Origin of the sequence: Streptomyces sp. NPDC002742, assembly GCF_042888885.1 — a bacterium.
Taxonomy (GTDB): Bacteria; Actinomycetota; Actinomycetes; order Streptomycetales; family Streptomycetaceae; genus Streptomyces.
In genome coordinates, this window is the sequence record NZ_JBIAQF010000009.1 from 30,515 (window position 1) to 53,086 (window position 22,572).

Below are 22,572 nucleotides of genomic sequence, written 5' to 3' on the forward strand. Positions count from 1 at the left end.
GTTAACCCCCACCCCTTGACGGCTACCTGAAGGCGTTCTCAGTATGTTCCCCATCACGCAACCCATCGTGTAATGCGCAACAGCAGAGGAGCTTGTCGTGCCCCACGAGGTCCGTGCCGCGGTCGCAGTCAAAAAGGGCGCCCCCGTCGAGGTGCAGACGATCCTCGTTCCCGACCCGGGCCCCGGTGAGGTACTCGTCGACGTCCGGGCCTGCGGGGTCTGCCACACGGATCTGCACTACCGGGAAGGCGCGATCAACGACGAGTTCCCCTTCCTGCTGGGCCATGAGGCGGCCGGCACCATCGAGGCGGTCGGCGAGGGCGTCACCGAGGTGGCGCCGGGCGACTACGTGGTCCTCGCCTGGCGCGCCCCCTGCGGCACCTGCCGCTCCTGTCGCCGCGGCCGCCCCTGGTACTGCTTCGACTCGCGCAACGCGACCCAGCCGATGACCCTTCTCGACGGCACCCCCCTCAGCAGTGCCCTCGGTATCGGCGCCTTCGCCGAGAAGACCCTGGTCGCGGCCGGACAGGCGGTGAAGATCGACCCGGCGGCACGGCCGGAGGCTGCCGGGCTGATCGGCTGCGGCGTCATGGCCGGATACGGCGCCGCCGTCAACACCGGCAACGTCGGGCGCGGTGACACCGTCGCCGTGATCGGCTGCGGCGGCGTGGGCAACGCGGCCATCGCGGGCGCCTGCCTGAACGGCGCGATGAAGGTCATCGCCGTCGACATCGACGACAGGAAGCTCGACCTGGCGGAGCGGTTCGGCGCCACCCACACCGTCAACTCGCGGGGGACGGACCCGGTCGAGGCCGTACGCGCGCTGACCGACGGTTTCGGAGTCGACATCGCCATCGACGCCGTGGGCCGGCCGGAGACGTACAGGCAGGCCTTCTACATGCGCGACCACGCCGGTGTGCTCGTCCAGGTGGGCGTGCCCGACCCCGAGGCGCGGATCGAGCTGCCGCTGAGCGACCTGTTCTCGCGCGGCGGCGCCCTGAAGTCCTCCTGGTACGGCGACTGTCTGCCGAGCCGCGACTTCCCCTTCCTCGTCGACCAGTACTTGTACGGGCTGCTGGACCTCAACGCCTTCGTCAGCGAGACGATCTCGCTCGACCAGGTCGAGGAGGCGTTCGCGAAGATGCACCGGGGCGAGGTGCTCCGGTCGGTGGTGGTCCTGTGAGCGTCCGGGGCGCGGGGTGGGGCCAACGCGTCCTCGCGTCCTGCCTGTTCAGCGCGGGTGGCCCCACGCACCCAGACCCGTCGACCGGCCGGGGCGGCCGTTCGCGACCGACTTGCGGCCGTTCGCGACCGACTTCCCGCCCTCCCCGGCGGCACGGTCGTCCGCACCTCTCGCGACACCGACACCGCCGCGGACCCTGAGCGGTCCGACGCCCGCGCCACCTGAGCGCTTTCACTCCCCCACCCCGGCAAGGAGGGACATGTCCAGCACTCCTGTAGGCCATCCCCGTGTCGTCGTCATCGGCGCCGGCATCGTCGGTTGCTCCCTCGCCGACGAGCTGACCGCCCGCGGCTGGAGCGACGTCACCGTTCTCGAACAGGGCCCGCTGCCCGCCCCTGGCGGCTCCACCTCTCACGCGCCGGGCCTCGTGTTCCAGACCAGCCCTTCCAAGACGCTGACGGCGTTCGCCCGCTACACGGTCGAGAAGTTCTCCTCCCTTCAGGTCGACGGCGTCCCCTGCTTCGACCGGGTGGGCGGGCTGGAGCTCGCGACCACCCCCGAGCGCCTGGCCGACCTGCACCGCAGGGCCGGTTACGCGGCCTCATGGGGAGTCCGCGGCGAGATCGTCGGCGCCGACCGGTGCAAGGAACTCTGGCCGCTCATCGACCGGTCGGCCGTCCTCGGCGGCTTCCACACCCCGGACGACGGACTGGCCCGCGCCCTGCTCGCGGCCCGCGCGCAGATGGAGCGCGCGACCGGGCGGGGTGCCCGCTTCCTCGACCGTCACACGGTCACCGGCATCGAGAGCGCGGACGGCAGGGTCACCGGCGTCGTCACCGACCGCGGCACGTTCCCCGCCGATCACGTCGTGTCCGCTGCCGGCTTCTGGGGACCCGTCATCGGGCGCATGGCCGGAGTCGACGTACCCCTGCAACCGCTCGCGCACCAGTACGCGAAGACTCGGCCGCTCCCCGAACTCGCCGGAGCCGAGTCCGAGGCCTCGAAGCCCATCCTCCGCTTCCAGGACCGCGACCTCTACTTCCGCGAGCACCACGACCGCGTCGGCATCGGCAGCTACGCCCACCAGTCGCTGCCGGTCGACCCGTTCGGGATCCTCCCGTACGACGAGGCACGCGCGAACGACATGGCGATGCCGTCCTCGTACCCGTTCACCGGGGAGGACTGGGCGCCGAGCTGGGACGACTGCCGCCGGCTGCTTCCCGCGCTGCGCGCCACGGAGATCGAGGAGGGCTTCAACGGCGTCTTCTCCTTCACCCCGGACGGCATGCCGGTGCTCGGGGAGTCCCGGCAGCTCCGCGGTTTCTGGCTGGCCGAGGCCGTCTGGGTCACCCACTCCGCCGGTGTGGCCAAGGCCGTCGCCGAATGGATGGTCGACGGGCGCGCGTCCCTCGATCTGCACGAGTGCGATCTCGCGCGTTTCGAGGACGTACAGCGTTCACCGTCGTACGTCCGTGAACGCGGTTCGCGGCAGTTCGTCGAGGTGTACGACATCCTGCACCCCCTCCAGCCGCTGGAGCAGCCGCGCCCCCTGCGTGTCAGCCCCTTCTACGCCCGGCAGCAGCAGCTCGGCGCGCGCTTCCTGGAGGGCGGTGGCTGGGAGCGGCCGCACTGGTACGAGGCGAACGCCCCGCTCGTCGACACGCTCGGGCCCCTCCCGGAACGCGACGCGTGGTCGGCTCGATACTGGTCCCCGATCGCCGCCGCCGAGGCGAGGGCGACCCGCGAGACGGTCGCCCTGTACGACATGACCCCGCTGCGCCGTCTCGAAGTGACCGGCCCCGGCGCCCTCGCCTTCCTCCAGCGCATGACCACCAACAACCTCCGCAAGAGGCCCGGCGCGGTCACCTACACGCTGCTCCTCGACGAGGCCGGCGGCGTGCGCTCCGACCTCACCGTCGCCCGGCTGGCCCCCGACCGTTTCCAGGTCGGCGCCAACTCCCCCGCGGACCTGGACTGGCTGCTGCGGCACGCCCCGCAGGACGTGCACATCAGGGACATCACCTCCGGCACCTGCTGCGTCGGCGTGTGGGGGCCGCTCGCCCGGGACCTCGTGCAGCCGCTGACCCGCGACGACTTCTCGCACGAGGGTTTCGGCTACTTCCGTGCCAAGGAGACGTATCTCGGGCATGTCCCCGTCACCGCCCTGCGGTTGAGCTACGTCGGTGAGCTCGGCTGGGAGCTGTACACGACTGCCGACCTGGGGCTCAGGCTCTGGGACACGCTCTGGGAGGCGGGCCGCCCCCACGGCGTGGTCGCCGCCGGGCGCTCGGCCTTCAACTCCCTCCGCCTGGAGAAGGGATACCGGGCCTGGGGCACCGACATGACCGACGAGCACAACCCGTACGAGGCGGGGGTCGGCTTCGCCGTCCGCATGGACAAGGACGGTTTCGTCGGCCAGGAGGCCTTGCAGTGCCTCGCGGCGCAGGAGCCCGCCCGCAGGCTCACGCCGCTGCTCCTCGACGACCCCTGTGCCGTCGTCCTCGGCAAGGAGCCCGTCCATGTCGGCGGCGCCCCCGCCGGCTACGTCACCAGTGCCTCGTACGGCTACACGCTCGGCCGCTGCGTCGCGTACGCCTGGCTGCCGGCTCTTCCCACCGGCACGGGCGTGCACATCGGCTACTTCGGCGAGAAGCTCCCCGCGACCGTCGCCGAGGAACCGCTCTTCGATCCGAAGATGAACCGAATCCGCCGTTGAATCCGATGAAGAGGCAAGAGCCGGACAAAAGGCAGGAGGAGGCCCTGTGTCCCCCACGTATGACGTCATCGTGATCGGTCTCGGCGGCATGGGCAGCGCCGCCGCGCACCATCTGTCCGCCCGCGGTGCCCGTGTGCTCGGCCTGGAGAAGTTCGGCCCCGTGCACAACCGGGGCTCGAGCCACGGCGGTTCGCGTGTCACCCGGCAGTCCTATTTCGAGGACCCGGCGTATGTCCCGCTGCTGTTGCGTGCCTACGAGCTGTACGACGAGCTGGAGCGGGCCACGGGCCGCGACATCGCCACCCTGTGCGGCGGCGTGATGGTCGGGCGCCCCGAATCACGGACCGTCTCCGGTTCGCTGCTCTCGGCGCGGCAGTGGGACCTGCCCCACGAGATGCTGGACGCGGCCGAGATACGGCGCCGCTTCCCGACCCTGAATCCGCACGACGACGAGGTCGCGCTGTTCGAGGCGCGGGCGGGACTGGTCCGCCCCGAGAACACCGTCGCGGCACACCTCCAGCTCGCCACCCGGCAGGGCGCCGACCTGCACTTCGAAGAGCCGATGACCCGCTGGGAGCCGTACCGGGACGGTGTACGCGTTCACACGGCCGAGAACACGTACACGGCCGGTCAGCTGGTGATCTGCCCGGGAGCGTGGGCGCCGCGGCTGCTCACCGATCTGGGGGTCCCCTTCCGGATCGAGCGGCAGGTCATGTACTGGTTCCAGCCGACCGGCGGGGTGCGGCCGTTCGAGCCCGAGCGGCATCCGGTCTACATCTGGGAGGACGCGGCCGGAGTCCAGGTCTACGGCTTCCCGTCCATCGACGGACCGGAACTGGGCGCCAAGGTCGCCTTCTTCCGCAAGGGCGTCGAGTGCACCCCGGAGAACATCGACCGGACCGTGCGCGAGGACGAGATCCGGGCCATGTCGGACCACATGTCCCGCTGCATCCCCGACCTGCCCGGCACTTTCCTGAAGGCCGCCACCTGCATGTACTCGAACACCCCCGACGAGCACTTCGTCATAGCCCGCCATCCCGCGCACCCGGAGTCCGTCACCGTGGCCTGCGGGTTCTCGGGACACGGCTTCAAGTTCGTGCCGGTCGTCGGGGAGATCCTCGCCGACCTCGCCCTGGACGGCTCCACCGAGCACCCCATCGGCCTGTTCGACCCCCACCGCCTCGCCGCCGCGCCAGTCTGAGGAGCACGCACGTGACGACGATCCCTGTCTCCCCGTCCCCTCTCTCGCCCAGCCTGATCGCCACGCTCCCGGGGCGCTACTACACCGACCCTGAGATCTTCCGCCAGGAGCAGGAGTGGATCTTCGAGTCGATGTGGTTCTGCGCGGTGCGCTCCGCGGATCTCGCGAGGCCCGGAGCCTTCCGTACAGTCCAGGTCGGCCGGGAGAGCGTCCTGATCACCCGCTCTCGCACGGGCGAGCTGCGCGCCTTCCTCAACGTCTGCCGTCACCGGGGCGCCCGGCTGTGCACCGAGGAGTCGGGCGAGGTGCGGCGCAACCTCCAATGCCCTTACCACGCCTGGACGTACGACCTGGACGGCAAGCTGGTCGCGGCACCGAACCTGGTGAAGATGCCGGACGTGGACCGCGTCGAGTACGGCCTGGTCAAGGTCGCCCTGCGCGAGTGGCTCGGCTACGCCTGGGTGTGCCTGGCGGACGAGCCGCCCTCCTTCGAGGAGACGGTGACGGGCGCGGCCGTGGAGCGGCTCGGCAACGCGGCGGCCATCGAGCGCTACGGCGCCGAGAACCTCGCACTCGGCCGGCGCATCACCTACGACGTGCGGGCGAACTGGAAGCTGCTCGTCGAGAACTTCATGGAGTGCTATCACTGCGCGACGATCCATCCCGAACTGACCGAAGTGCTGCCGGAGTTCGCGCAGGGGTACGCAGCGCAGTACTACGTCGGCCATGGCGCCGAGTTCGGTCAGGAGATCAGGGGCTTCACGGTCGACGGCAGCGAGGGCTTCGCCAGACTGCCCGAGGTCGCGGACGATCAGGACCGCCGCTACTACGCGATCACGGTGAAACCGACGGTCTTCGTCAATCTGGTCCCGGACCATGTCATCCTGCACCGCATGTTCCCGCTCGCCGAGGACCGTACGGTCGTCGAGTGCGACTGGCTCTACGCCCCGGAGGTCGTCGAGTCGGGTGCGGACGTGTCCAAGTCGGTGGAGCTCTTCCACCGGGTGAACGAGCAGGACTTCGAAGCCTGTGAGAGGACACAGCCCGCGATGGGGTCCCGGGCCTATCGCAACGGTGGTGTGCTGGTTCCGACCGAGCATCACATCGGGATCTTCCATGAGTGGTTGATCGCGCGACTGGGAGGCCCACGTGCCTGACCTGTACATCGACGGAACCTGGCGGGGCCCGCTCGACGAGGGCACCCGGGAGATCCGCTGTCCCGCCGACGGCTCGCTGGTCGGCGTCGTCGACGAGGCGGGCGGCAAGGACACGGTGGAGGCCATCGCCGCCGCGCGCCGCGCCTTCGACGAGGGCCCCTGGCCCACGACCCCGGCCGCGGACCGCGGGGACCTGCTGCTGCGCGTCGCGGACCTCCTCGTCCGCGACAAGGACGCCCTCGCGCGAGCGGAGTCGCTGGACACCGGCAAGCGGCTCGTCGAGAGCGAGTACGACATCGACGACATCGCCAACTGCTTCCGCTATTTCGGCCGGCTGGCCGCCGCCGAGACCGGCCGGGTCATCGAGACGGGAACGGCGAGCGTCGACAGCCGCGTCGTGTACGAACCCGTCGGGGTCTGCGCGCTCATCACCCCCTGGAACTACCCGCTTCTGCAGACGGCGTGGAAGGTGGCGCCCTCGCTCGCCGCGGGCAACACCTTCGTCCTCAAGCCGAGCGAACTGACTCCGCACACGGCGATCCATCTGATGCGGCTCCTGGAAGAGGCGGGAGTGCCGCCGGGCGTCGCCAATCTGGTGCTGGGCGCGGGCCCCGAGGCGGGCGCCCCGCTCGCCGGTCATCCGGACGTGGACCTGGTCTCCTTCACCGGGGGCCTGGGGACGGGACGGCTGCTGATGGCCACCGCCGCCGGGACGGTCAAGAAGGTGGCGCTCGAACTCGGCGGCAAGAACCCGAACATCGTGTTCGCCGACGCCGACTTCGAGACGGCCGTCGACATGGCGCTGACCGCGGTCTTCCTGCATTCCGGCCAGGTCTGTTCGGCGGGCGCGCGGCTGCTGGTCGAGGACGCGCTGCACGACCGGTTCGTCGACGAGCTCGTACGGCGGGCATCGGAGATCAGGCTGGGCGGACCGTTCGACGAGCGGGCACAGACCGGGCCGCTGATCTCGGCGGCGCATCGTGCCAAGGTCGAGGCGTACGTCGCCAAGGGCCTGGCGGAGGGAGCCGTGCTGCGCTGCGGTGGCGCGCGGCCGACGGAGCCCGGCCTGGAAGCGGGCTTCTACTATCCGCCGACCGTCCTGGACGAGTGCAGCGGCGACATGTCCGTAGTCCAGGAGGAGTCGTTCGGGCCCGTGCTCACCGTGGAGCGCTTCAGCGGCGAGGCCGAGGCCGTGCGCCTCGCCAACGACACGGTCTACGGACTGGCGGGCGCCGTCTTCAGCACCGACGAGGCCAAGGCGCAGCGCGTGGCGGCCCGGCTGCGCACCGGGACGGTGTGGATCAACGACTACCACCCCTACGTCCCGCAGGCCGAGTGGGGAGGCTTCAAGCAGTCCGGCCTCGGCCGCGAACTCGGTCCGTCGGGGCTGGCCGAGTACCGCGAGGCCAAGCACATCTGGCGCAACACCGACCCGTCCCCGCAAGGGTGGTTCGCCTGATCCTGATCATCCGGGGCGGTGCATCCCACCGCCCCGGCGCAAGAACGCGGACATGGCGCCCGCGTACCGCTTCCCCATAGAACCCGGCACCCGCACCCGCACCCGCACGAGCCACTCCCTCACCCCGCCCCCAGGCCCACCTGGAGTCCGCTCATGACAACCACAGACCAACCCTCCGGCCCACACCACCACGACGATGCCGAGCTCGCCGAGTTCGGCTACAGACCCGAACTCAAGCGCACCCTCGGCAACTTCCACACCTTCGCCGCCGGCATCAGCTACATCTCCATCCTCACCGGCACCTTCCAGCTCTTCTATTTCGGCTACGCCAGCGGCGGTGCCGCCTACTGGTGGTCCTGGCCGATGGTCTTCGCCGGGCAGTTCATGGTCGCGCTCTGTTTCGCGGAGCTGGCCGCGCGCTATCCCGTGGCGGGCTCCGTCTACAACTGGTCGAAGAAGATAGGCAATCCGCATCTCGGCTGGCTGGCAGGCTGGATGATGCTGATCGCCTCCATCGTGACGATCTCGGCGGTGGCGCTCGCCTACCAGCTGACGCTCCCGCAGATATCCTCCGCCTTCCAGTTCGTCGGGGACGGGACCGGGAAGTACGACGTCGCGACCAACGCCGTCGTCCTGGCCGCGGTGCTCATCCTCTTCACGACCCTGGTGAACGCCTTCGGTGTGAAGCTGATGGCCACCATCAACAGCGCGGGCGTCTTCATCGAGCTGATCGCCACCGTGGTCCTCATCGTGCTCTTCGCCGTCCACATCACCCGAGGACCGCAGGTGGTCACGGAGACGGCGGGGACGGGCACCGGGCACTCGGCCGGCTATCTGGGCGCGTTCCTGGTGGCCTCGCTGGCGTCGGCGTACGTGATGTACGGCTTCGACACGGCGGCCTCGCTGGGTGAGGAGTCCCTGGATCCCTCGCGCAACGCCCCGCGGGCCATCATCCGCGCGATCGTCGCCTCGTTCGTCCTGGGCGGCCTGGTGCTGCTGCTCGCGCTGATGAGCGTCTCCAGCCTGAAGGGGGAGAAGCTGTCCACGGAGGGTCTGCAGTACATAGTGCTCGACGTACTCGGCCCGACGGCGGGCAAGGCGATGCTGTGGTGCGTACTGATCGCGGTCACGGTGTGCGCGCTCGCGGTGCACACGGCGGCGATCCGGCTGGCTTTCGCGATGTCCCGGGACAACAACCTGCCCGGATCCTCGCTGATGGCCCGGGTCAGCCCGCGCTTCAAGACCCCGGTGCTGCCGGCGGTGATCATCGGCGTCCTGGCCGTCGCGATCCTCGTCGTGAACATCCGCCAGCCGCAGATCTTCACCGTGGTCACCAGCATCGGCATCGTCATGATCTATCTCGCCTACCTCGGCGTGACCGTTCCGATGCTGGTGTCCCGGCTGCGCGGTACCTGGCAGCCCGCGGGTGACGGCAAGTTCTCGCTGGGCCGCTGGGGCCTTCTCGTCAACATCGTCGCCGTGGTCTGGGGCGCGGCCATGACGGTCAACCTGATCTGGCCGCGCGCCGAGGTGTACAACGCCACCGCGCCGTTCCACTGGTACCTGCGCTGGGGCGCGGTGCTGTTCGTCGCCGTCATCGGCGCGGGCGGCTTCGCCTACTACTGGTTCATCCAGCGCCACCGCACCGGCGTGCTCGACGAGCACCGGCTCCGCCCCGCCGCCCCTGCTCCGCTCACCGCTCCGGCGGCCGACTGAAGGAGGTCAACAGCTCATGAGCAACGATGAGTTCGACTATGTCGTGGTCGGCGGCGGTACCGCGGGCAATGTGGTCGCCGCCCGCCTCAGCGAGGACCCGTCCGTCACCGTGTGCGTCCTGGAGGCCGGACCCAGCGACGTCGGCGACGAGGACATCCTCAGGCTGGACCGCTGGATGGGCCTGCTGGAATCCGGCTACGACTGGGACTACCCGGTCGAGCCGCAGGCCAGCGGCAACAGTTTCATGCGGCACGCCCGTGCCAAGGTGCTCGGCGGCTGCTCCTCGCACAATTCCTGCATCGCCTTCTGGGCTCCGGCGGAGGACCTCGACGGCTGGGCCGCCGCGGGCTGTACGGGCTGGAGTTCGGCCGATCTCCTCCCGCTCTACCGGCGGCTGGAGTCGAACGACGCTCCGGGCGACCATCACGGCCGCACCGGCCCGGTGAAGGTGCGCACGCTCAAGGGCGAGGACCCGTGCGGCGCGGCCCTGCTGGAGGCGTGCGCGCAGGCGGGCATCCCGACCACGCCGTTCAACACCGGTACGACGGTGGTCCGGGGCGCCAACTGGTTCCAGATCAACTCCGACGAGAACAACATCCGGCAGTCCTCGTCGGTCGCGTATCTCCACCCGGTCATGGGCAAACGGCCAAACCTCTCGGTACGGACGGGGGTGCGGGCGAAGAAGCTGGTCCTGGAGGGACGGAGGTGCGTCGGCGCCGAGTACCTCGATCCGGATCTGATCCACACCAGATCGGTCCGCGCCCGCCGCGAGGTGATCGTGTCCTGCGGTTCCATCGACACGCCGAAGCTGCTGATGCTGTCGGGCATCGGGCCCGCCGGGCATCTGCGCGAGGTCGGGGTCGAAGTGGCCGTGGACGCGCCGGGCGTCGGCGAGAACCTCCAGGACCACCCTGAGGGCGTCATCATGTGGGAGGCGAAGCAGCCCATGCCCACCACGTCCAGCCAGTGGTGGGAGGCGGGCATCTTCTACGACACCGAACCGGGCCTGGACCGGCCGGATCTGATGTTCCACTACGGCTCGGTGCCGTTCGACATGAACACCGCGCGGCACGGGTTCCCCACGTCGGAGAACACGTTCTGCCTCACCCCGAACGTCACGCGCGCGAAGTCCCGCGGCACCGTGCGGCTGCGCACCCGCGACTACCGGGACAAACCGAGGGTCGACCCGCGTTACTTCACGCATGAGCACGACGTGCGCGTGATGACGTACGGGCTGAACCTGGCACGGCGGATCGTGTCCCAGCCCGCGCTGAGCGGCTGGGCGGGCGCGGAGCTGGCCCCTGGGCCGGACATCCGGTCCGACGACGAGCTGCTGGACTACATCCACAGGACCCACAACACCGTCTACCACCCGTCCTGCACCGTGAAGATGGGCGCGGACGACGACGCCACGGCCCCGCTCGACGCGCGGCTGCGGGTCAAGGGGGTCGGGGGTCTGCGGGTCGCGGACGGCTCGGTGATGCCGGATCTGATCTCCGTGAACCCGTGCATCACCACGATGATGATCGGCGAGAAGTGTTCCGACCTGCTGAAGGAGGACGCGTAGCCGAGCACCCCCGCGAGAGGCACGGGGAACTGAGTTCCGCAAAACGGCGCGGGGAACTGCGCGACCGGCCACGGACGGCCCGCAGTTCCCCAGTGCCGAGCCGCTACGGGGTCACCGGCGCCGGCCGCTTGTACATCCGCGTCGCGGTGATCTCCGTGTGCACGGTCTCCCCGGCGGGCGCCTCACGCGGCAGTCCCGGCCGCAGATGTTCCTCGACACTGATGTACTTCAGCCCGGCGCGAAGGTCGGCGTCGTTGCGCAACCGGATGACGAGGGGGAACTCGGCGAGCGCGGTCGTGTCGAACAGGCCGGTCGTGTAGAGGAGCTGGACGCCGAGCGCGTCCGAGACGGCCCGCTGGAGCTCCAGCAGATACGTCGCGTTGGCGCGCCCGATGGGGTTGTCGAGGAACAGGGTGCCGGCGTGCCGGTGTTTGTCACGGCCGCGGTCGTTGCTGCGCAGCGCGGCCATCGTGCAGTACAGCGCGATGGCCGCGGTGAGCAGCTGACCGCCCGAGAACACGTCGCCCATCTGCCCGACAGGGACGCGTTCGGCGCGCAGTACGGCGTCCGGCTTGAGGATCTCGACGGCGACGCCCTTGGGCTGGAGCGCGGCGCCGACTCCCCGCAGCAGCAGCGACATGCCGTCGCGCCGCATGTCGGAGTTCTTCTTGACCGCCGCCCGGGTGGCCTCGTCCACCACCTCACCGAGCCGCTCGGTGAGAGTGGCCTGGTCGGGTTCCTCGAAGCGGATGCGCAGGAACTCCTGCCCGGACCACTCTCCGAGTCCTTCCGGCAGCCGGGACAGGCGCTGCGCGGACCGCAGTGTGGCCAGGGCGGACTCCACGAGCCCGCGCAGCCGGTCCACGATCGAGTCCCGGTTGCGTTCCAGCTGCTCCAGTTCGTCGGTCAGCACGCGCAGCCGGGGCGCGAACGCGTCCGCCCATTTCTGTGCGTGTTCGGGCAGCGAGGAGGCGGGCAGCTCGCGGATCTGCTGCCGGGCGGGGGTGCGCACCTGCTCGTAACGCGTCGAGTTGGCGTGCCGTACAAGGATGTCGCTCGCCTCGCGGACGGCGGACTCGGCCGTGGAGAGGTCGGCGGCGCAGCCGCGCAGCGAGCGACGGCTCTCGGCGGCGGAGTTCCGTGCCTCTTCGAGGGTGCCGGGGTAGGGCTCGGACTCGTCCTGCTCCTCGTCGACGTGTTCGCGGATCAGGTCCCTGAGCAGGGCGGACGTCTCGTCGAAGCCGCCGGCCGCGTCCTCGGCGGACCGGTGCGCGTCGAGGAACTCCGCGTGTGCCTCGCGGGCGAGGTCCAACGCCTCGGTGCGGGAGGCCAGTTCGGTCGTGGCGGTGCGCAGCAGGGTCTGCGCGTGTTCGGCGTCGCCCGGAACCAGTTCCTCGGCCAGGTCGGTGTGTGTCTCGCCGTCCTCGGGCGCGTGCCGCTCGGCCTCGCCGCGCAGCCGCCCGAGCTGCTCGCTCGCGGTCGACATCCTGGTCTCCAGCAGCTGCACCAGCTCCTCGGCCCGCGCGGCGGCGGCCTGCCGGGAGGGGCTGTCGGATCCGTCGGGCGACTCAAGGAGTTGCGCGGCGCGCGTGCGGACCTTGTTGCTGAGCCGGTCCAGCTCCGCGAGCGCCACGCTCTCGTCGCTCTCGGCCCGCGACTGTTCGGTCCGCAGGTCGGCGCCCACGCCGACCTGCTCGTACAACTGCGACGCGGCCCTGTAGGCCTCCCGCAGGGCGGGCAGCGAGGCCTTGGCCGCCGCCGTCCCGTCCTGTGCCACCTCGTCGGGGGCGCCCGCGATCTCCGCGCGCTCGGCGCGCAGCGCACGGGCGGTGCGGCGTGCGTCGTCCGCGGCGCGCTGGGTGGCACGGCGGTCCTCGTCGGCGGCGCGGGCACGCTCCAGGCAGACCTGGGCGCGGGCCTCCGACTCCGCGGCCTCGTCGGCGAGTTCGCGCACCTTGACCTGCCATCCGGCACGCTCGCGGAGCCGGAAGGCGAGTCCCGCCAGGGCGTCGGCGGCGCGCCGGGCCTTCTGCGCGGCCTCCTGCCGCTCGTCGCGTACATGGGCCGCTTCGGCCGCCGTCTCGTCGGCCTCCGCCCGGACGGTACGGGCCTCGGTCAGCTCGGCCTCGGCCTCCTCCGCGAAGGCGCGCGCGTCGTGGGCGGCCCGGGCCAGCTCGGTGAGATGTCCGGCGGGGCAGCCGGTGCGCCAGGAAGCGAGCCGCGCGGCCAGCTCCCGGTCCTTGCCCAGGCGGGCGGCGAGCGTACGGATCTCTTCGTCCCGCAGGCCCGTGCGGGCCCGCAGCGTCTGACGCTCCTCGTCGGCCGCGTGCTCGTCGTGCATGGCAGGGTTCGGCGGTACGAGGAAGACACCGGCGTCTCCCGCGTCGGAGGCCGGGGTCGGGGCGAGCAGCGCGGCGGCCGTGCCGACGGCCACCGCCGAGCGCGGCAGCAGCGCCGCGTCGCTGAGGGCCTCGCGGGCCCGCGCGTGGGTGTCCGGATCGGTGATGATCACGCCGTCGACGAGTTCGGGCCGGGCGGCCAGCACGCGCGCGTGGTCGACGGGGTCGACGGCCTGCGCGAGGTAGCGCCAGCCGGGCAGCGCGGGGATGCCGTGCTCGCCGAGGAACTCGACGGTGGCGAGGACGTCCGGACCGGGCGGCAGCAGCCCGCCGTCGCCGAGCGCCCCGAGGATCCGCGCGTCGTCGGCCGCGGCGGTGCGCAGTTCGAAGAGCTGGCGTTCGGCGGAGGCGACGCCTTCGTCGAGGAGTTCGCGGAGTTCGTCGGCGTAACGGTCGAGCTCCTCGGGGGCCAGTGGCGCACCGCCCGACAAGCCGGCCGGACCGTCGGTGTCCTCGTCACGGCGGGGCTGCGGAACCCCGCGGCGGCTACCGGCGCCCGGCAGGCTCAGCAGTTCCGCGAGGCGTTCCTCCTCCGCCAGTATCTCGGCCGTGCGGCGCTCCCCTTCGTACGACCGCTCCGCGGCGCTCGCCGCGTCCGCCGCGCGGGCCGCCGTCAGCTCGGCGCGGGACTCGGCGGACGCCGCCTCCCGCGCCTGGTCCGCGGCGCGCCGCGAGGCTTCACGGGCCGTGTCCCAGGCGGCGACGGCCGTCTTCTCGGCGTCGCTGGCGGCGAGGGCGGCCCGGGCCGGGTCGGCGTCGGGGGCGCTGTCGTCGAGCCAGCCGGCCCGGACCGCCTCGGCGGTCTCCTGCTCGACCTCGGCCAGCCGCTGACGCAGATGACCGACCTCGCTGCGGGCGCGCTGCGCCGCGGTGGCGGCCGCCGTCGAGTCCGCGTGTGCCGTCTCGCCGACCTCCTGGAGTCCTGCGGACCGCTCCTCCTGCTCGTTGGCCAGCGACTCGGCGCCCTCGGCGGCCCGGTGCAGGGCACGGACGAGATCGACGGCGGCCCTGGCGCGGGCGGCGAGTGCGGGAGCGGCATCCCGTTCGGCCTCGCGGATCGCGTCGGCCACGCGGGTGGAGCGGTCGGCGGCGGCACGGTGGCGCAGGACGGCCTCGGCTGCCTGCCAGGCCGCGTGCAGGGTGCGTGCGTCGGCGAGCTCGCGTTTCTGCGCGGCCGCCGACTTCTCGGCGCCGGCGAGGGCCAGCGAGGCGTGACGGTAGGCGAGTTCGGCGGCGATCAGCGCGCTGCGCTCGCGGGCGCCCTCGGCGTGGGTGACGGCGTACGCGGCGGCGGTCACGCGCTGGGCGAGCTCACCCGCGCGCACGCGCTCCCGAACGGCCCGCGCGGACAGCCGGCGTGCCAGTGTCCTCGTACGCCGCTCGGCGGCCGTGTGGATGTCACGCGCGCGGGACCGTGCCTCGGAGGCGTCGACGATCCGGCCGAGCAGGTCCACGGAGCCGGCGGTGAAGTCGCGTTCGGCGATGAGTTCGGCGCGGCGCCCCAGCTTGTTGCCGAAGCCGCCGACGAGGTCGGCGAGCCCGTCGGTGTCGCGTGTGTCGGTGACCGCGCGCAGCAGGAGATCGGTGAAGTCGGAGTCCTTCTTGACCGCGAAGAGGCCCGCGGCCTCGCCCTCGTCGGCGTTCATCTCCCGCTGGTAGCGGAAGAGTTCGGGGTCCAGGCCCAGGTCTCCGAGGTGTTCGTTCCAGCGGTCGTGGATCTCCTCCCAGTGCACTTCCAGGTGCGGGTAGGCCTTGCCGGCCTCGGTGATCGCGTCGCGGAAGCCCTTCATGGTGCGGCGCCGTCCCCGCGCTCCGGATGCGCCCTCGACCGGCGGCCGCACCGTGGTGGCCTCGGCGACGGGCAGGTTGTCCAGGCTGAGTCCCGGTCCCGGCCGGAACGAGTACCAGGCCTCGGCGAACTTCCGCGGGTCGTTGGAGACCTGCCGCCCCCGCCACTCGCTCGCCTTGCCGACCACCACGCACTCACCGGTCAGCGTGTGCTGCCACTCCAGCGCGACGTGTCCGCAGTCGTCGGCGAGCAGGAACTTGCGCAGCACGCCGGAGCTGGCGCCGCCCAGGGTGTTGCGGTGGCCGGGGAGCATGACCGAGAAGATCAGCTTGAGCAGGACCGACTTGCCGCCGCCGTTCTCCAGGAAGAGCACACCGGCGGGCGCGGGCCGGCGCGGCGGGCCGACCGGCTCCTCCTCGAAGAACTCCGCCTGGGTGGGCGCGGGGTCGGGCACGGGCTCGCCGACTCCGCGCAGGTCCAGCACGGTGTCGGCGTAGCGCGCACCGGCGGGCCCGATGGAGTAGAGGCGGACCCGGGACAGCTCGTACATGGCGGCGGACTCTCGTAGTCGTGTGGGGAGGTGAGGTCGTGGGGGGAGCCGGGGTATGGCGGGCGGACGTCAGGAGTGGAAGGGCAGTCCGGCTCCGGCCACGAGCTCCAGGTCGTCGGTGTCCTCGGCGGGCAGCAGCGTCGCCGTGCCGTCGGTCACCGGGACGATGCCCAGCTCCAGCAGTTCGGCCATGGCCGCGCTGCCCGCCATGTCGCGGACCTGGAGCTGGTAGCGGGCCGTCGTCCGGTACGTCCCGCCGGATTCGTCGCCGGTGCGCTGGAGGAACCCGGATTCGGTGAGGAAGGCGACGGCCTTGGCGATGATGCCCGTCGTCGAGCCGGCCAGTCTTCGCGCGTCCTTGGTGGCCCCGGTGGAGCTGCGCCGGGCCCAGATCCGCCAGGCCGCCTCCAGGCCCGGTGCGTCGGTCGCCGGGTCGGTGTTCTCGCCGGTCTCCTCGGCCCGCTCCTCCAGACGCCTGCACACCTGCCGTACGAACGCGTCCACGCCGTTGACCGAGACGCGCCCGATGTATCCGTCGTCCGCGAGGTCCTCGGGGCGCGGGAAGGCCATGGCGGCCACGGCGAGGTGGGCGAGACCGTGCAGGAACCGGTCTCCGGAGTCGGTCGAGGCGCGTCGCGCGTAGTCGCCCATGCGGACGGCGAAGACGGAGTCCTCGGCGGCGGTCACCGCCATCCCCGCGCGCGGGGACACCTCCAGAACGACCAGTCCGAGGCCGGCGGCGACCGCGTCGGCGAGGCGCGCGAAGGGCGGGTCCTCGCGGTAGCGGCGCAGCAGCTCGGCGTACTCCTGGTCGCGAGCGGGCTGCAGCTTGGGCTGCAGCCCGAAGGCGACGAGCCGCGCCGCGTCGGCGGCGTCGGCAGGGGTGACGGGGGCGTTCGCCGGTGCGGCGGTGGCCTCCGGTTCACTCCACTCGACGTGCTCGGTCACGGCTGGGGCTCCTTGTTCGGACGTACGGGGTTCGGACGTACGGGGTTCGGACGTACGGGGTTCGGACGTACGGGGTTCGGACGTACGGGGTTCGGAAATACAGCGTTCGGACGTACGAGGTTACGTACGCGGGTGTGGGCGGGTGTCCCGTGCGCGGCTCGCGGACCGGTGGGGCGCGGATCCGTCTCGCGTGGGCGGCCGACGGTGCCGGACGCGGGGCTCCGGGGCGATCTGCGCCGCCCGGGCTCCGGTGGCAGGGGGTTCATGCCCGGTCCGCCTTCATCCCGGCCGCGTCGAGCAGGGCCATGCCGACGATCAGATCGGCGCCGCCGAATTCCGGATCGTCCAGCTCGGTCCCGTCGTCCACGGCGAACAGCAGGCGCTCCTCGCCCTGCCGGTAGGCGGTGCCGACCGGCGGGCTCGCGGCGTGCACGGCCAGCAGAGCCACCAGGTAGGGCAGCTCGGGATCGCGGCGGCGCGCCTCGGCGAGCAGCCCGGACAACCGGCGCGGCGCGTCGGGGGGCAGATTCAGGAGTTCCTTGGCGGAGGCGAGCTGCTCCTCGCTGAAGCGGCTGTCGTCCGGTGTGGCGATCAGGTCGGGCTCGGGCATCTCCGCCCCGAGGTGCTCGCGCTCCACCGGCGGTGTCAGCAGGATGTCGACGAGGTCCGCGACCCGTACGGCGACGGGTGTGCGCAGGCCCGTCCCGCGGGCGAAGAAGGCGTCGGTGACGCGCAGCGCCCGCTCGACCGGCAGGGGCAGCACCGGCGCGATCAGATGGCCGTAGAGGTCGATCCCCGAGGTCGTCATGGGGGTCCCGAAGGCCTGCCGGTCCTGCTCGGCGCGGAACAGCGGACCGGCCTCCAGGAGGCGGGACTGGAGCTGCGTGTGGCGGCGGATGCAGTCCTTGACTATGTCGACGAGCTCCGCGGCGCGCCGCTTCTGCTCGGCGTCCTCGGACTCGTCCCGGGCCTTGCGGATGTTGGTGAGGATCGCGTTCTCGTGGCGGTAACGGTCGGCCACGTGGTCCAGGGCCTCGGCGATCATGTCGGGCACGGCCTCGAGCCAGTCGACGGCCCGCACATTGCGCCGGGTCGCGTCCAGGGCCCTGCGCAGCGTCTCCGCGTACTGCACGGTCCGGTAGCGGGCCTGCTCGGCGGCGAGCTGCGCGTCGGCCAGCCGGCCGCGGCTGATCAGGACCTCCAGCTTGACCTCGGCGGCGATCTGCGCGCTGGTGACGTCGGTGTCGAGGGCTCCGACGAGGACGTTGACCGCTTCGTCGGTCGTTCGGAGGTAGACACTGCCTCCGTAGCCGGACACTTCCTCGATCAGCTTGAAGTCGTAGTCGCGGCGCACATAGGTGCCGTCGGGTGCGAAGGTGCCGTACACCGCCCGGAAGCCCCGGTCGACGCTGCCGACGTTGATCAGGTTCTCCAGGACCCAGCGGGCCACGCGCTCGTGCTCGGCGACCGGGCGCCGGGGGGCCTGGGCGGCGATGCGCGGGATGAGCCTGGCCACTATCTGGTCGTGGTCGGCCCCCGTGTCGAAATCCATGTTCAGTGTGACGAGATCGATGGCGGCGAGGGCGACCTCGGCCATGCCGTACACCGTGTACTCGCCCGCGAGGTTCGCCTTGCGCACGTCCAGGTCGTGCAGCGGCGCGGTGCAGGCGAGCGCGCGAAGCCGCCGCGCCAGGCCCTCGTCGGCGGCCGGGCCCGGCGCCGGGCGCGGCCCCGCGCTGAGCTGGGGCGGAACGCTGTCCGTCGATGCAGGCGAAGTCACGGTGCACAGACTAGGTCCTCGGTCCGACAACGGTCGAAACGGCGCAGAAGCGACCGCCGTCCCCGCCCCGGCGACGAGCCCGCCGCCCTGGCCGGCCCCACGTCCGTCCCGCGCCCGCGTCAGCCGGTCCCTTCGGCGACCCCGGCGTGCACAGTCCGCCCGGCCGGGCCCGCCCGTGCTCCGCCGACCGGACCCGCGCCGCGTCAGCCGGTGCCCTGTGCCCCGTCGGACACGCGGCGCGCGTACACCTCGACGAGGCCCTTGAGGGAGTCGTCGAGGTAACCCGCGAGGAGGCGCTCCGCGCCGTCACGGTCGCCTGACCGGAGGGTCTGGAGGATCTCGTGGTTGCGCACGAGGTAGGGCTCGTGGAGCCGCTGGGGGTCGTCCACCATGTGGAAGGCGAGACGGAGCTCCGCGAAGACGCTTCGCATCACCTCGTCGGTACGGGCGCTGCCCGCGAGCGCGACCAGCTCGCGGTGGAAGTGGATGTTGGCGGTCGACACCCCTTTCCAGTCACCTTCGCGGGCCGCCCGCTGCCCGTCGGAGACGGCCCTGGCGATCCCGTCCACGGCGTACGGCGGGCTGCCGAGCCCGCGGACCACGGCGCACTCGACAAGGGACCGGGTGCGGTAGATGTCCTCGACGTCCTCGACGGTGAGCACGCGCACGAAGACCCCTCGATTGAGTTCGTGCACCAGCAGCCGCTCGTGGGTGAGCAGCCGGAACGCCTCCCGCAGCGTGTTCCGCGAGACACCGAGCGCGCCGCCGATGCCGTCCTCCGACAGCCGCGTCCCCGGTGGGAAGAAGCCCTCGGCGATCCGGCTCCTGAGGATGTCCGAGACCCGCTCGGCGGTGCTGGTGCGGCCCAACAGGGCGCGGTCGTCGGCCAGTTCCGTCAGCTCTGCCATGCCCGGAATTCAACCGCAGATACAAGAACGAAACAACACGGGTATTGAGGGATCGTTCAACGATCCTCTACCTTATCGAACAGGCGGCTCCCCGAAGGGAAGCGCCCACGGCTTCCGCACGGCACGGCACGGCACGGCTCAGTCCTCAAGCACGCTCCGTCCCTCACTGCGAGGTGCCCATGAGCACGCCCCCTCCACCTCAGGCCCTGACCGCCGGCACGCCACCCGTCGCGGGTGAACCCACGTCCCAGGAAGGCGCGTTCGGCTGGCTGCGCGCACTCGGCCCGCGGGGCCGACGCGCCTTCGGCGGCGCGTTCGGCGGCTACGGCCTCGACTCGTACGACTACTTCACCCTGCCGCTGAGCATGGTCGCCCTGGCCGCGTACTTCGGCCTCGACAGCGGCCAGACCGGCCTGTTCACCACGGTCACCCTGGTCGTCTCCGCGGTCGGCGGCGCCGTCGCCGGTGTGGTCGCGGACCGGATCGGACGCGTCAAGGCCCTGATGATCACAGTGATCACCTACGCGGTGTTCACCGTGGCCTGCGGTTTCGCACCGAACTACGAGACGCTGCTGGTGTTCCGCGCCCTCCAGGGCCTCGGCTTCGGCGGCGAGTGGGCGGTCGGCGCGGTCCTGGTCGCCGAGTACGCGAGCCCCCGCAACCGGGGGCGCACCCTCGGCGCGGTCCAGAGCGCCTGGGCCGTCGGCTGGGGCCTGGCGGTGGTCGTCTACACGCTGGTGTTCCAGTACCTCGACGACGGCATCGCCTGGCGTGTGATGTTCTGGACCGGCGCGCTGCCCGCGCTGCTCGTGGTCTGGGTCCGACGGCAGGTGCGGGACGCCCCCGAGCCCGCCGCGGTCCGTGAGAAGAGCGCCGACAAGGGATCGTTCACCGCCATCTTCAAGCCCGGCACGGCCGAGGTCCCGGGCCTGCTGCGCACCACGTTCTTCGCGGTCCTGCTCTCCACCGGTGTCCAGGGCGGCTACTACACGCTCGCCACCTGGGTTCCCACCTATCTGAAGACGGAGCGCGGGCTGTCCGTCGTCGGCACCGGCGGCTATCTGACGCTGCTCATCTCCGGAGCCTTCCTCGGCTACCTGACGGGCGGTCTCCTGACCGACAGGCTGGGCCGAAAGCGCAACATCCTGCTCTTCGCGATCCTCTCCGCGGCCTGCGTCCTCATCTACGCGAACATCCCCGGCGGCGCCAACACCCTTCTCCTGGTGCTCGGTTTCCCGCTCGGTTTCTGCATGTCGGCGATCTTCAGCGGCTTCGGCTCGTTCCTCAGCGAGCTGTACCCGGCGGCGGTGCGGGGCACGGGACAGGGCTTCGCGTACAACACCGGGCGCGCCGTCGGCGCGGTCTTCCCCACGACGGTCGGTTTCCTGGCCGACAGCTGGGGCGTGGGCGGCGCGCTGGTCTTCGGCGCGATCGGCTACGCACTGGCCGCCCTCGCCCTGATCGGGCTCCCCGAGACGCGTGGCAAGGAGCTCCTGTGAACGACACCGTCCGGGTCCGACCGCCGGCCCTCACCGGGGACCGCTCGCCGAGCCCGCTGAAGACCCCCGGGCACGCGCACGCGTGGACCCCCCTGAAGGCCCGTCGGCGGTTCCGTTCGGGGCTGTCGGTCCCCACCGCCGGAATCGCCGCGGGTCACGCCCAGGCGAATCTCGTGTCGGTACCCGCCGACTGGGCCTACGAGATGCTGCTGTTCTGCCAGCGCAATCCGAAGCCGTGTCCCGTCCTCGACGTCACCGACGCCGGTTCCTGGGCCACTCCGCTCGCCGCGGGCGCGGACCTGCGCACCGACCTGCCGGGCTACCGGGTGTGGGAGCACGGCGCGTTGGTGGCCGAACCCACGGATGTCGTCGAGTACTGGCGGTCCGACCTGGTGTCCTTCCTGATCGGGTGCAGCTTCACCTTCGAGTGGGCGCTGACCTCGGCGGGCGTCCCGATGCGCCACATCGAGCAGGGCCGCAACGTCTCGATGTACGTGACGGCGCGGCAGTGCCGCCCGGCGGGGCGACTGCACGGCCCCATGGTCGTGTCGATGCGACCGGTGCCGCCCGAGCACCTCAGCGCGGCGATCCGGGAGAGCAGTCTGCTGCCCGCCGTGCACGGCAGTCCGGTGCACTGCGGTGATCCGTCGGGTCTTGGCATCGAGGATCTCTCGCGCCCCGACTTCGGCGATCCGGTGATCGCGGCTCCGGACGACATCCCGGTGTTCTGGGCGTGCGGAGTGACGCCCCAGGCGGTCCTGATGGCGTCGCGTCCGCCGTTCGCGATCACCCACGCGCCCGGACAGATGTTCCTCACCGACACCCGTGACGAGCAGTACCGAGTGGCCTGAACGGGCCGGAAGAGGAGAGACGGCGGCTCATGACCCCGATCGATCTCAACGCCGATCTCGGCGAGGGCTTCGGCCGCTGGCGGCTGACCGACGACGAACAGCTGCTGTCCGTCGTGACCAGCGCCAACGTGGCCTGTGGTTTCCACGCCGGGGACGCGGTCACCATGCGGCGGGTGTGCGAGCTGGCGGCGGAGCGGGGCGTACGGATCGGCGCCCAGGTCTCCTATCGGGACCTGGCGGGGTTCGGGCGGCGCGCGATGGACGTGCCGCCCGCCGAGCTGGCGGCCGAAGTGGCCTACCAGATCGGCGCCCTGGAGGTGTTCGCGCGCGCGGCGGGCTCGCGGGTGGCGTACGTGAAGCCGCACGGCGCGCTCTACAACCGCGTCGTGCACGACGAGGAGCAGGCGGCGGCGGTCGTCGAGGGTGTCGTGCTCGCGGGCGCCGCACTGCCGGTGCTCGGTCTGCCCTCCTCGCGCTTCCTGAAGATCGCCGAGCGGGCCGGACTGCCCGTCGTCACCGAGGCGTTCGCGGACCGCGCGTACACCGAGGAGGGCACTCTGGTGCCCCGTACCGAGGAAGGGGCGGTGATCACGGAGGCCGACGCCGTCGTCGAACGCTCCCTGGGCCTGGCCCGGTTCGGGGTGGTCACCTCCCGCTCCGGGGAGCGTGTTCCGGTCCGCGCGCGCTCCCTGTGCCTGCACGGGGACACACCGGGCGCCGTCGAGCTGGCCCGCCGGGTGCGCGCCCGGCTGGAGTCCTCGGGCGTACGAGTGGAGGCGTTCGCATGAGTCCACGGCCCGCCGACGAGGGCACGGACCCGGTACCCGCCGACGACGGCACCGACCCGGT

General features: G+C 71.6%; 14 protein-coding genes. 10 read left to right on the plus strand and 4 right to left on the minus strand.

Features of this window, described 5'->3' with window-relative positions:
- The first annotated feature begins 97 nt into the window (after positions 1-97).
- The 7 genes from ACFYW8_RS17505 (at position 98) to ACFYW8_RS17535 (ending at position 10,999) form a co-directional block, all read left to right on the plus strand.
- Positions 98-1,183 carry an S-(hydroxymethyl)mycothiol dehydrogenase gene (locus ACFYW8_RS17505; protein WP_389075250.1) on the plus strand — a complete coding sequence of 362 codons (1,086 nt, stop codon included), beginning with the start codon at positions 98-100 and terminating at the stop codon, positions 1,181-1,183.
- Between the two features lie 259 nt (positions 1,184-1,442).
- Positions 1,443-3,899, plus strand: a complete 2,457-nt coding sequence (locus ACFYW8_RS17510) for an FAD-dependent oxidoreductase (protein ID WP_389075254.1) — start codon at positions 1,443-1,445, stop codon at positions 3,897-3,899.
- Positions 3,900-3,945: 46 nt separating this feature from the next.
- Positions 3,946-5,100, plus strand: a complete 1,155-nt coding sequence (gene solA / locus ACFYW8_RS17515) for an N-methyl-L-tryptophan oxidase (RefSeq protein ID WP_389075258.1) — start codon at positions 3,946-3,948, stop codon at positions 5,098-5,100.
- Positions 5,101-5,111: 11 nt separating this feature from the next.
- Entirely contained in the window at positions 5,112-6,257 is a 1,146-nt protein-coding gene (locus ACFYW8_RS17520) for an aromatic ring-hydroxylating dioxygenase subunit alpha (RefSeq protein ID WP_389075263.1), read from the plus strand.
- On the plus strand, positions 6,250-7,716 hold the full coding sequence (locus ACFYW8_RS17525) for an aldehyde dehydrogenase family protein (RefSeq protein ID WP_389075268.1): 1,467 nt from the start codon (positions 6,250-6,252) through the stop codon (positions 7,714-7,716). The genes ACFYW8_RS17520 and ACFYW8_RS17525 overlap by 8 nt, the downstream gene beginning before the upstream one ends.
- 153 nt (positions 7,717-7,869) lie before the next feature.
- On the plus strand, positions 7,870-9,432 hold the full coding sequence (locus tag ACFYW8_RS17530; protein ID WP_389075273.1) for an APC family permease: 1,563 nt from the start codon (positions 7,870-7,872) through the stop codon (positions 9,430-9,432).
- Positions 9,433-9,448: 16 nt separating this feature from the next.
- Positions 9,449-10,999: a GMC family oxidoreductase gene (locus ACFYW8_RS17535; RefSeq protein ID WP_389075278.1), complete on the plus strand. Its 1,551-nt coding sequence runs from the start codon at positions 9,449-9,451 to the stop codon at positions 10,997-10,999.
- 103 nt (positions 11,000-11,102) lie between these two features.
- On the opposite strand, the gene ACFYW8_RS17540 is transcribed toward ACFYW8_RS17535, so the two are convergent.
- The 4 genes from ACFYW8_RS17540 to ACFYW8_RS17555 form a co-directional block, all read right to left on the minus strand.
- Positions 11,103-15,737, minus strand: coding sequence for a hypothetical protein (locus tag ACFYW8_RS17540; protein ID WP_389075282.1), 4,635 nt, complete (start codon positions 15,735-15,737; stop codon positions 11,103-11,105).
- Between the two features lie 69 nt (positions 15,738-15,806).
- Entirely contained in the window at positions 15,807-16,685 is an 879-nt protein-coding gene (locus ACFYW8_RS17545; protein WP_365878728.1) for a hypothetical protein, read from the minus strand.
- A gap of 262 nt (positions 16,686-16,947) precedes the next feature.
- Complete coding sequence (locus tag ACFYW8_RS17550; protein ID WP_365878730.1) at positions 16,948-18,465, minus strand: hypothetical protein; 1,518 nt, start codon at positions 18,463-18,465, stop codon at positions 16,948-16,950.
- Between the two features lie 203 nt (positions 18,466-18,668).
- A complete protein-coding gene (locus tag ACFYW8_RS17555) occupies positions 18,669-19,373 on the minus strand; it encodes a GntR family transcriptional regulator (protein WP_365878732.1) in 705 nt (234 codons plus the stop codon).
- Positions 19,374-19,552: 179 nt separating this feature from the next.
- Here ACFYW8_RS17555 and ACFYW8_RS17560 point away from each other — a divergent pair, with 179 nt between their 5' ends.
- Genes ACFYW8_RS17560 through ACFYW8_RS17570 form a run of 3 tightly spaced genes read left to right on the plus strand, consistent with a single transcriptional unit; the run spans position 19,553 to position 22,511 of the window.
- On the plus strand, positions 19,553-20,872 hold the full coding sequence (locus tag ACFYW8_RS17560; RefSeq protein ID WP_389075290.1) for an MFS transporter: 1,320 nt from the start codon (positions 19,553-19,555) through the stop codon (positions 20,870-20,872).
- Complete coding sequence (locus ACFYW8_RS17565; RefSeq protein WP_389075295.1) at positions 20,869-21,723, plus strand: putative hydro-lyase; 855 nt, start codon at positions 20,869-20,871, stop codon at positions 21,721-21,723. The genes ACFYW8_RS17560 and ACFYW8_RS17565 overlap by 4 nt, the downstream gene beginning before the upstream one ends.
- Before the next feature lie 29 nt (positions 21,724-21,752).
- Positions 21,753-22,511 carry a LamB/YcsF family protein gene (locus tag ACFYW8_RS17570; protein ID WP_389075299.1) on the plus strand — a complete coding sequence of 253 codons (759 nt, stop codon included), beginning with the start codon at positions 21,753-21,755 and terminating at the stop codon, positions 22,509-22,511.
- The last annotated feature ends 61 nt before the right edge of the window (positions 22,512-22,572 follow it).

Excerpts from the sequence above, each read along its gene's own strand:
- ACFYW8_RS17570 (WP_389075299.1), top strand. The coding sequence starts at position 21,753 with ATGACCCCGATCGATCTCAACGCCGATCTCGGCGAGGGCTTCGGCCGC.
- ACFYW8_RS17535 (WP_389075278.1), top strand. The coding sequence starts at position 9,449 with ATGAGCAACGATGAGTTCGACTATGTCGTGGTCGGCGGCGGTACCGCG.
- ACFYW8_RS17555 (WP_365878732.1), bottom strand. The coding sequence starts at position 19,373 with ATGGCAGAGCTGACGGAACTGGCCGACGACCGCGCCCTGTTGGGCCGC.
- ACFYW8_RS17530 (WP_389075273.1), top strand. The coding sequence starts at position 7,870 with ATGACAACCACAGACCAACCCTCCGGCCCACACCACCACGACGATGCC.
- ACFYW8_RS17560 (WP_389075290.1), top strand. The coding sequence starts at position 19,553 with ATGAGCACGCCCCCTCCACCTCAGGCCCTGACCGCCGGCACGCCACCC.
- ACFYW8_RS17540 (WP_389075282.1), bottom strand. The coding sequence starts at position 15,737 with ATGTACGAGCTGTCCCGGGTCCGCCTCTACTCCATCGGGCCCGCCGGT.
- ACFYW8_RS17510 (WP_389075254.1), top strand. The coding sequence starts at position 1,443 with ATGTCCAGCACTCCTGTAGGCCATCCCCGTGTCGTCGTCATCGGCGCC.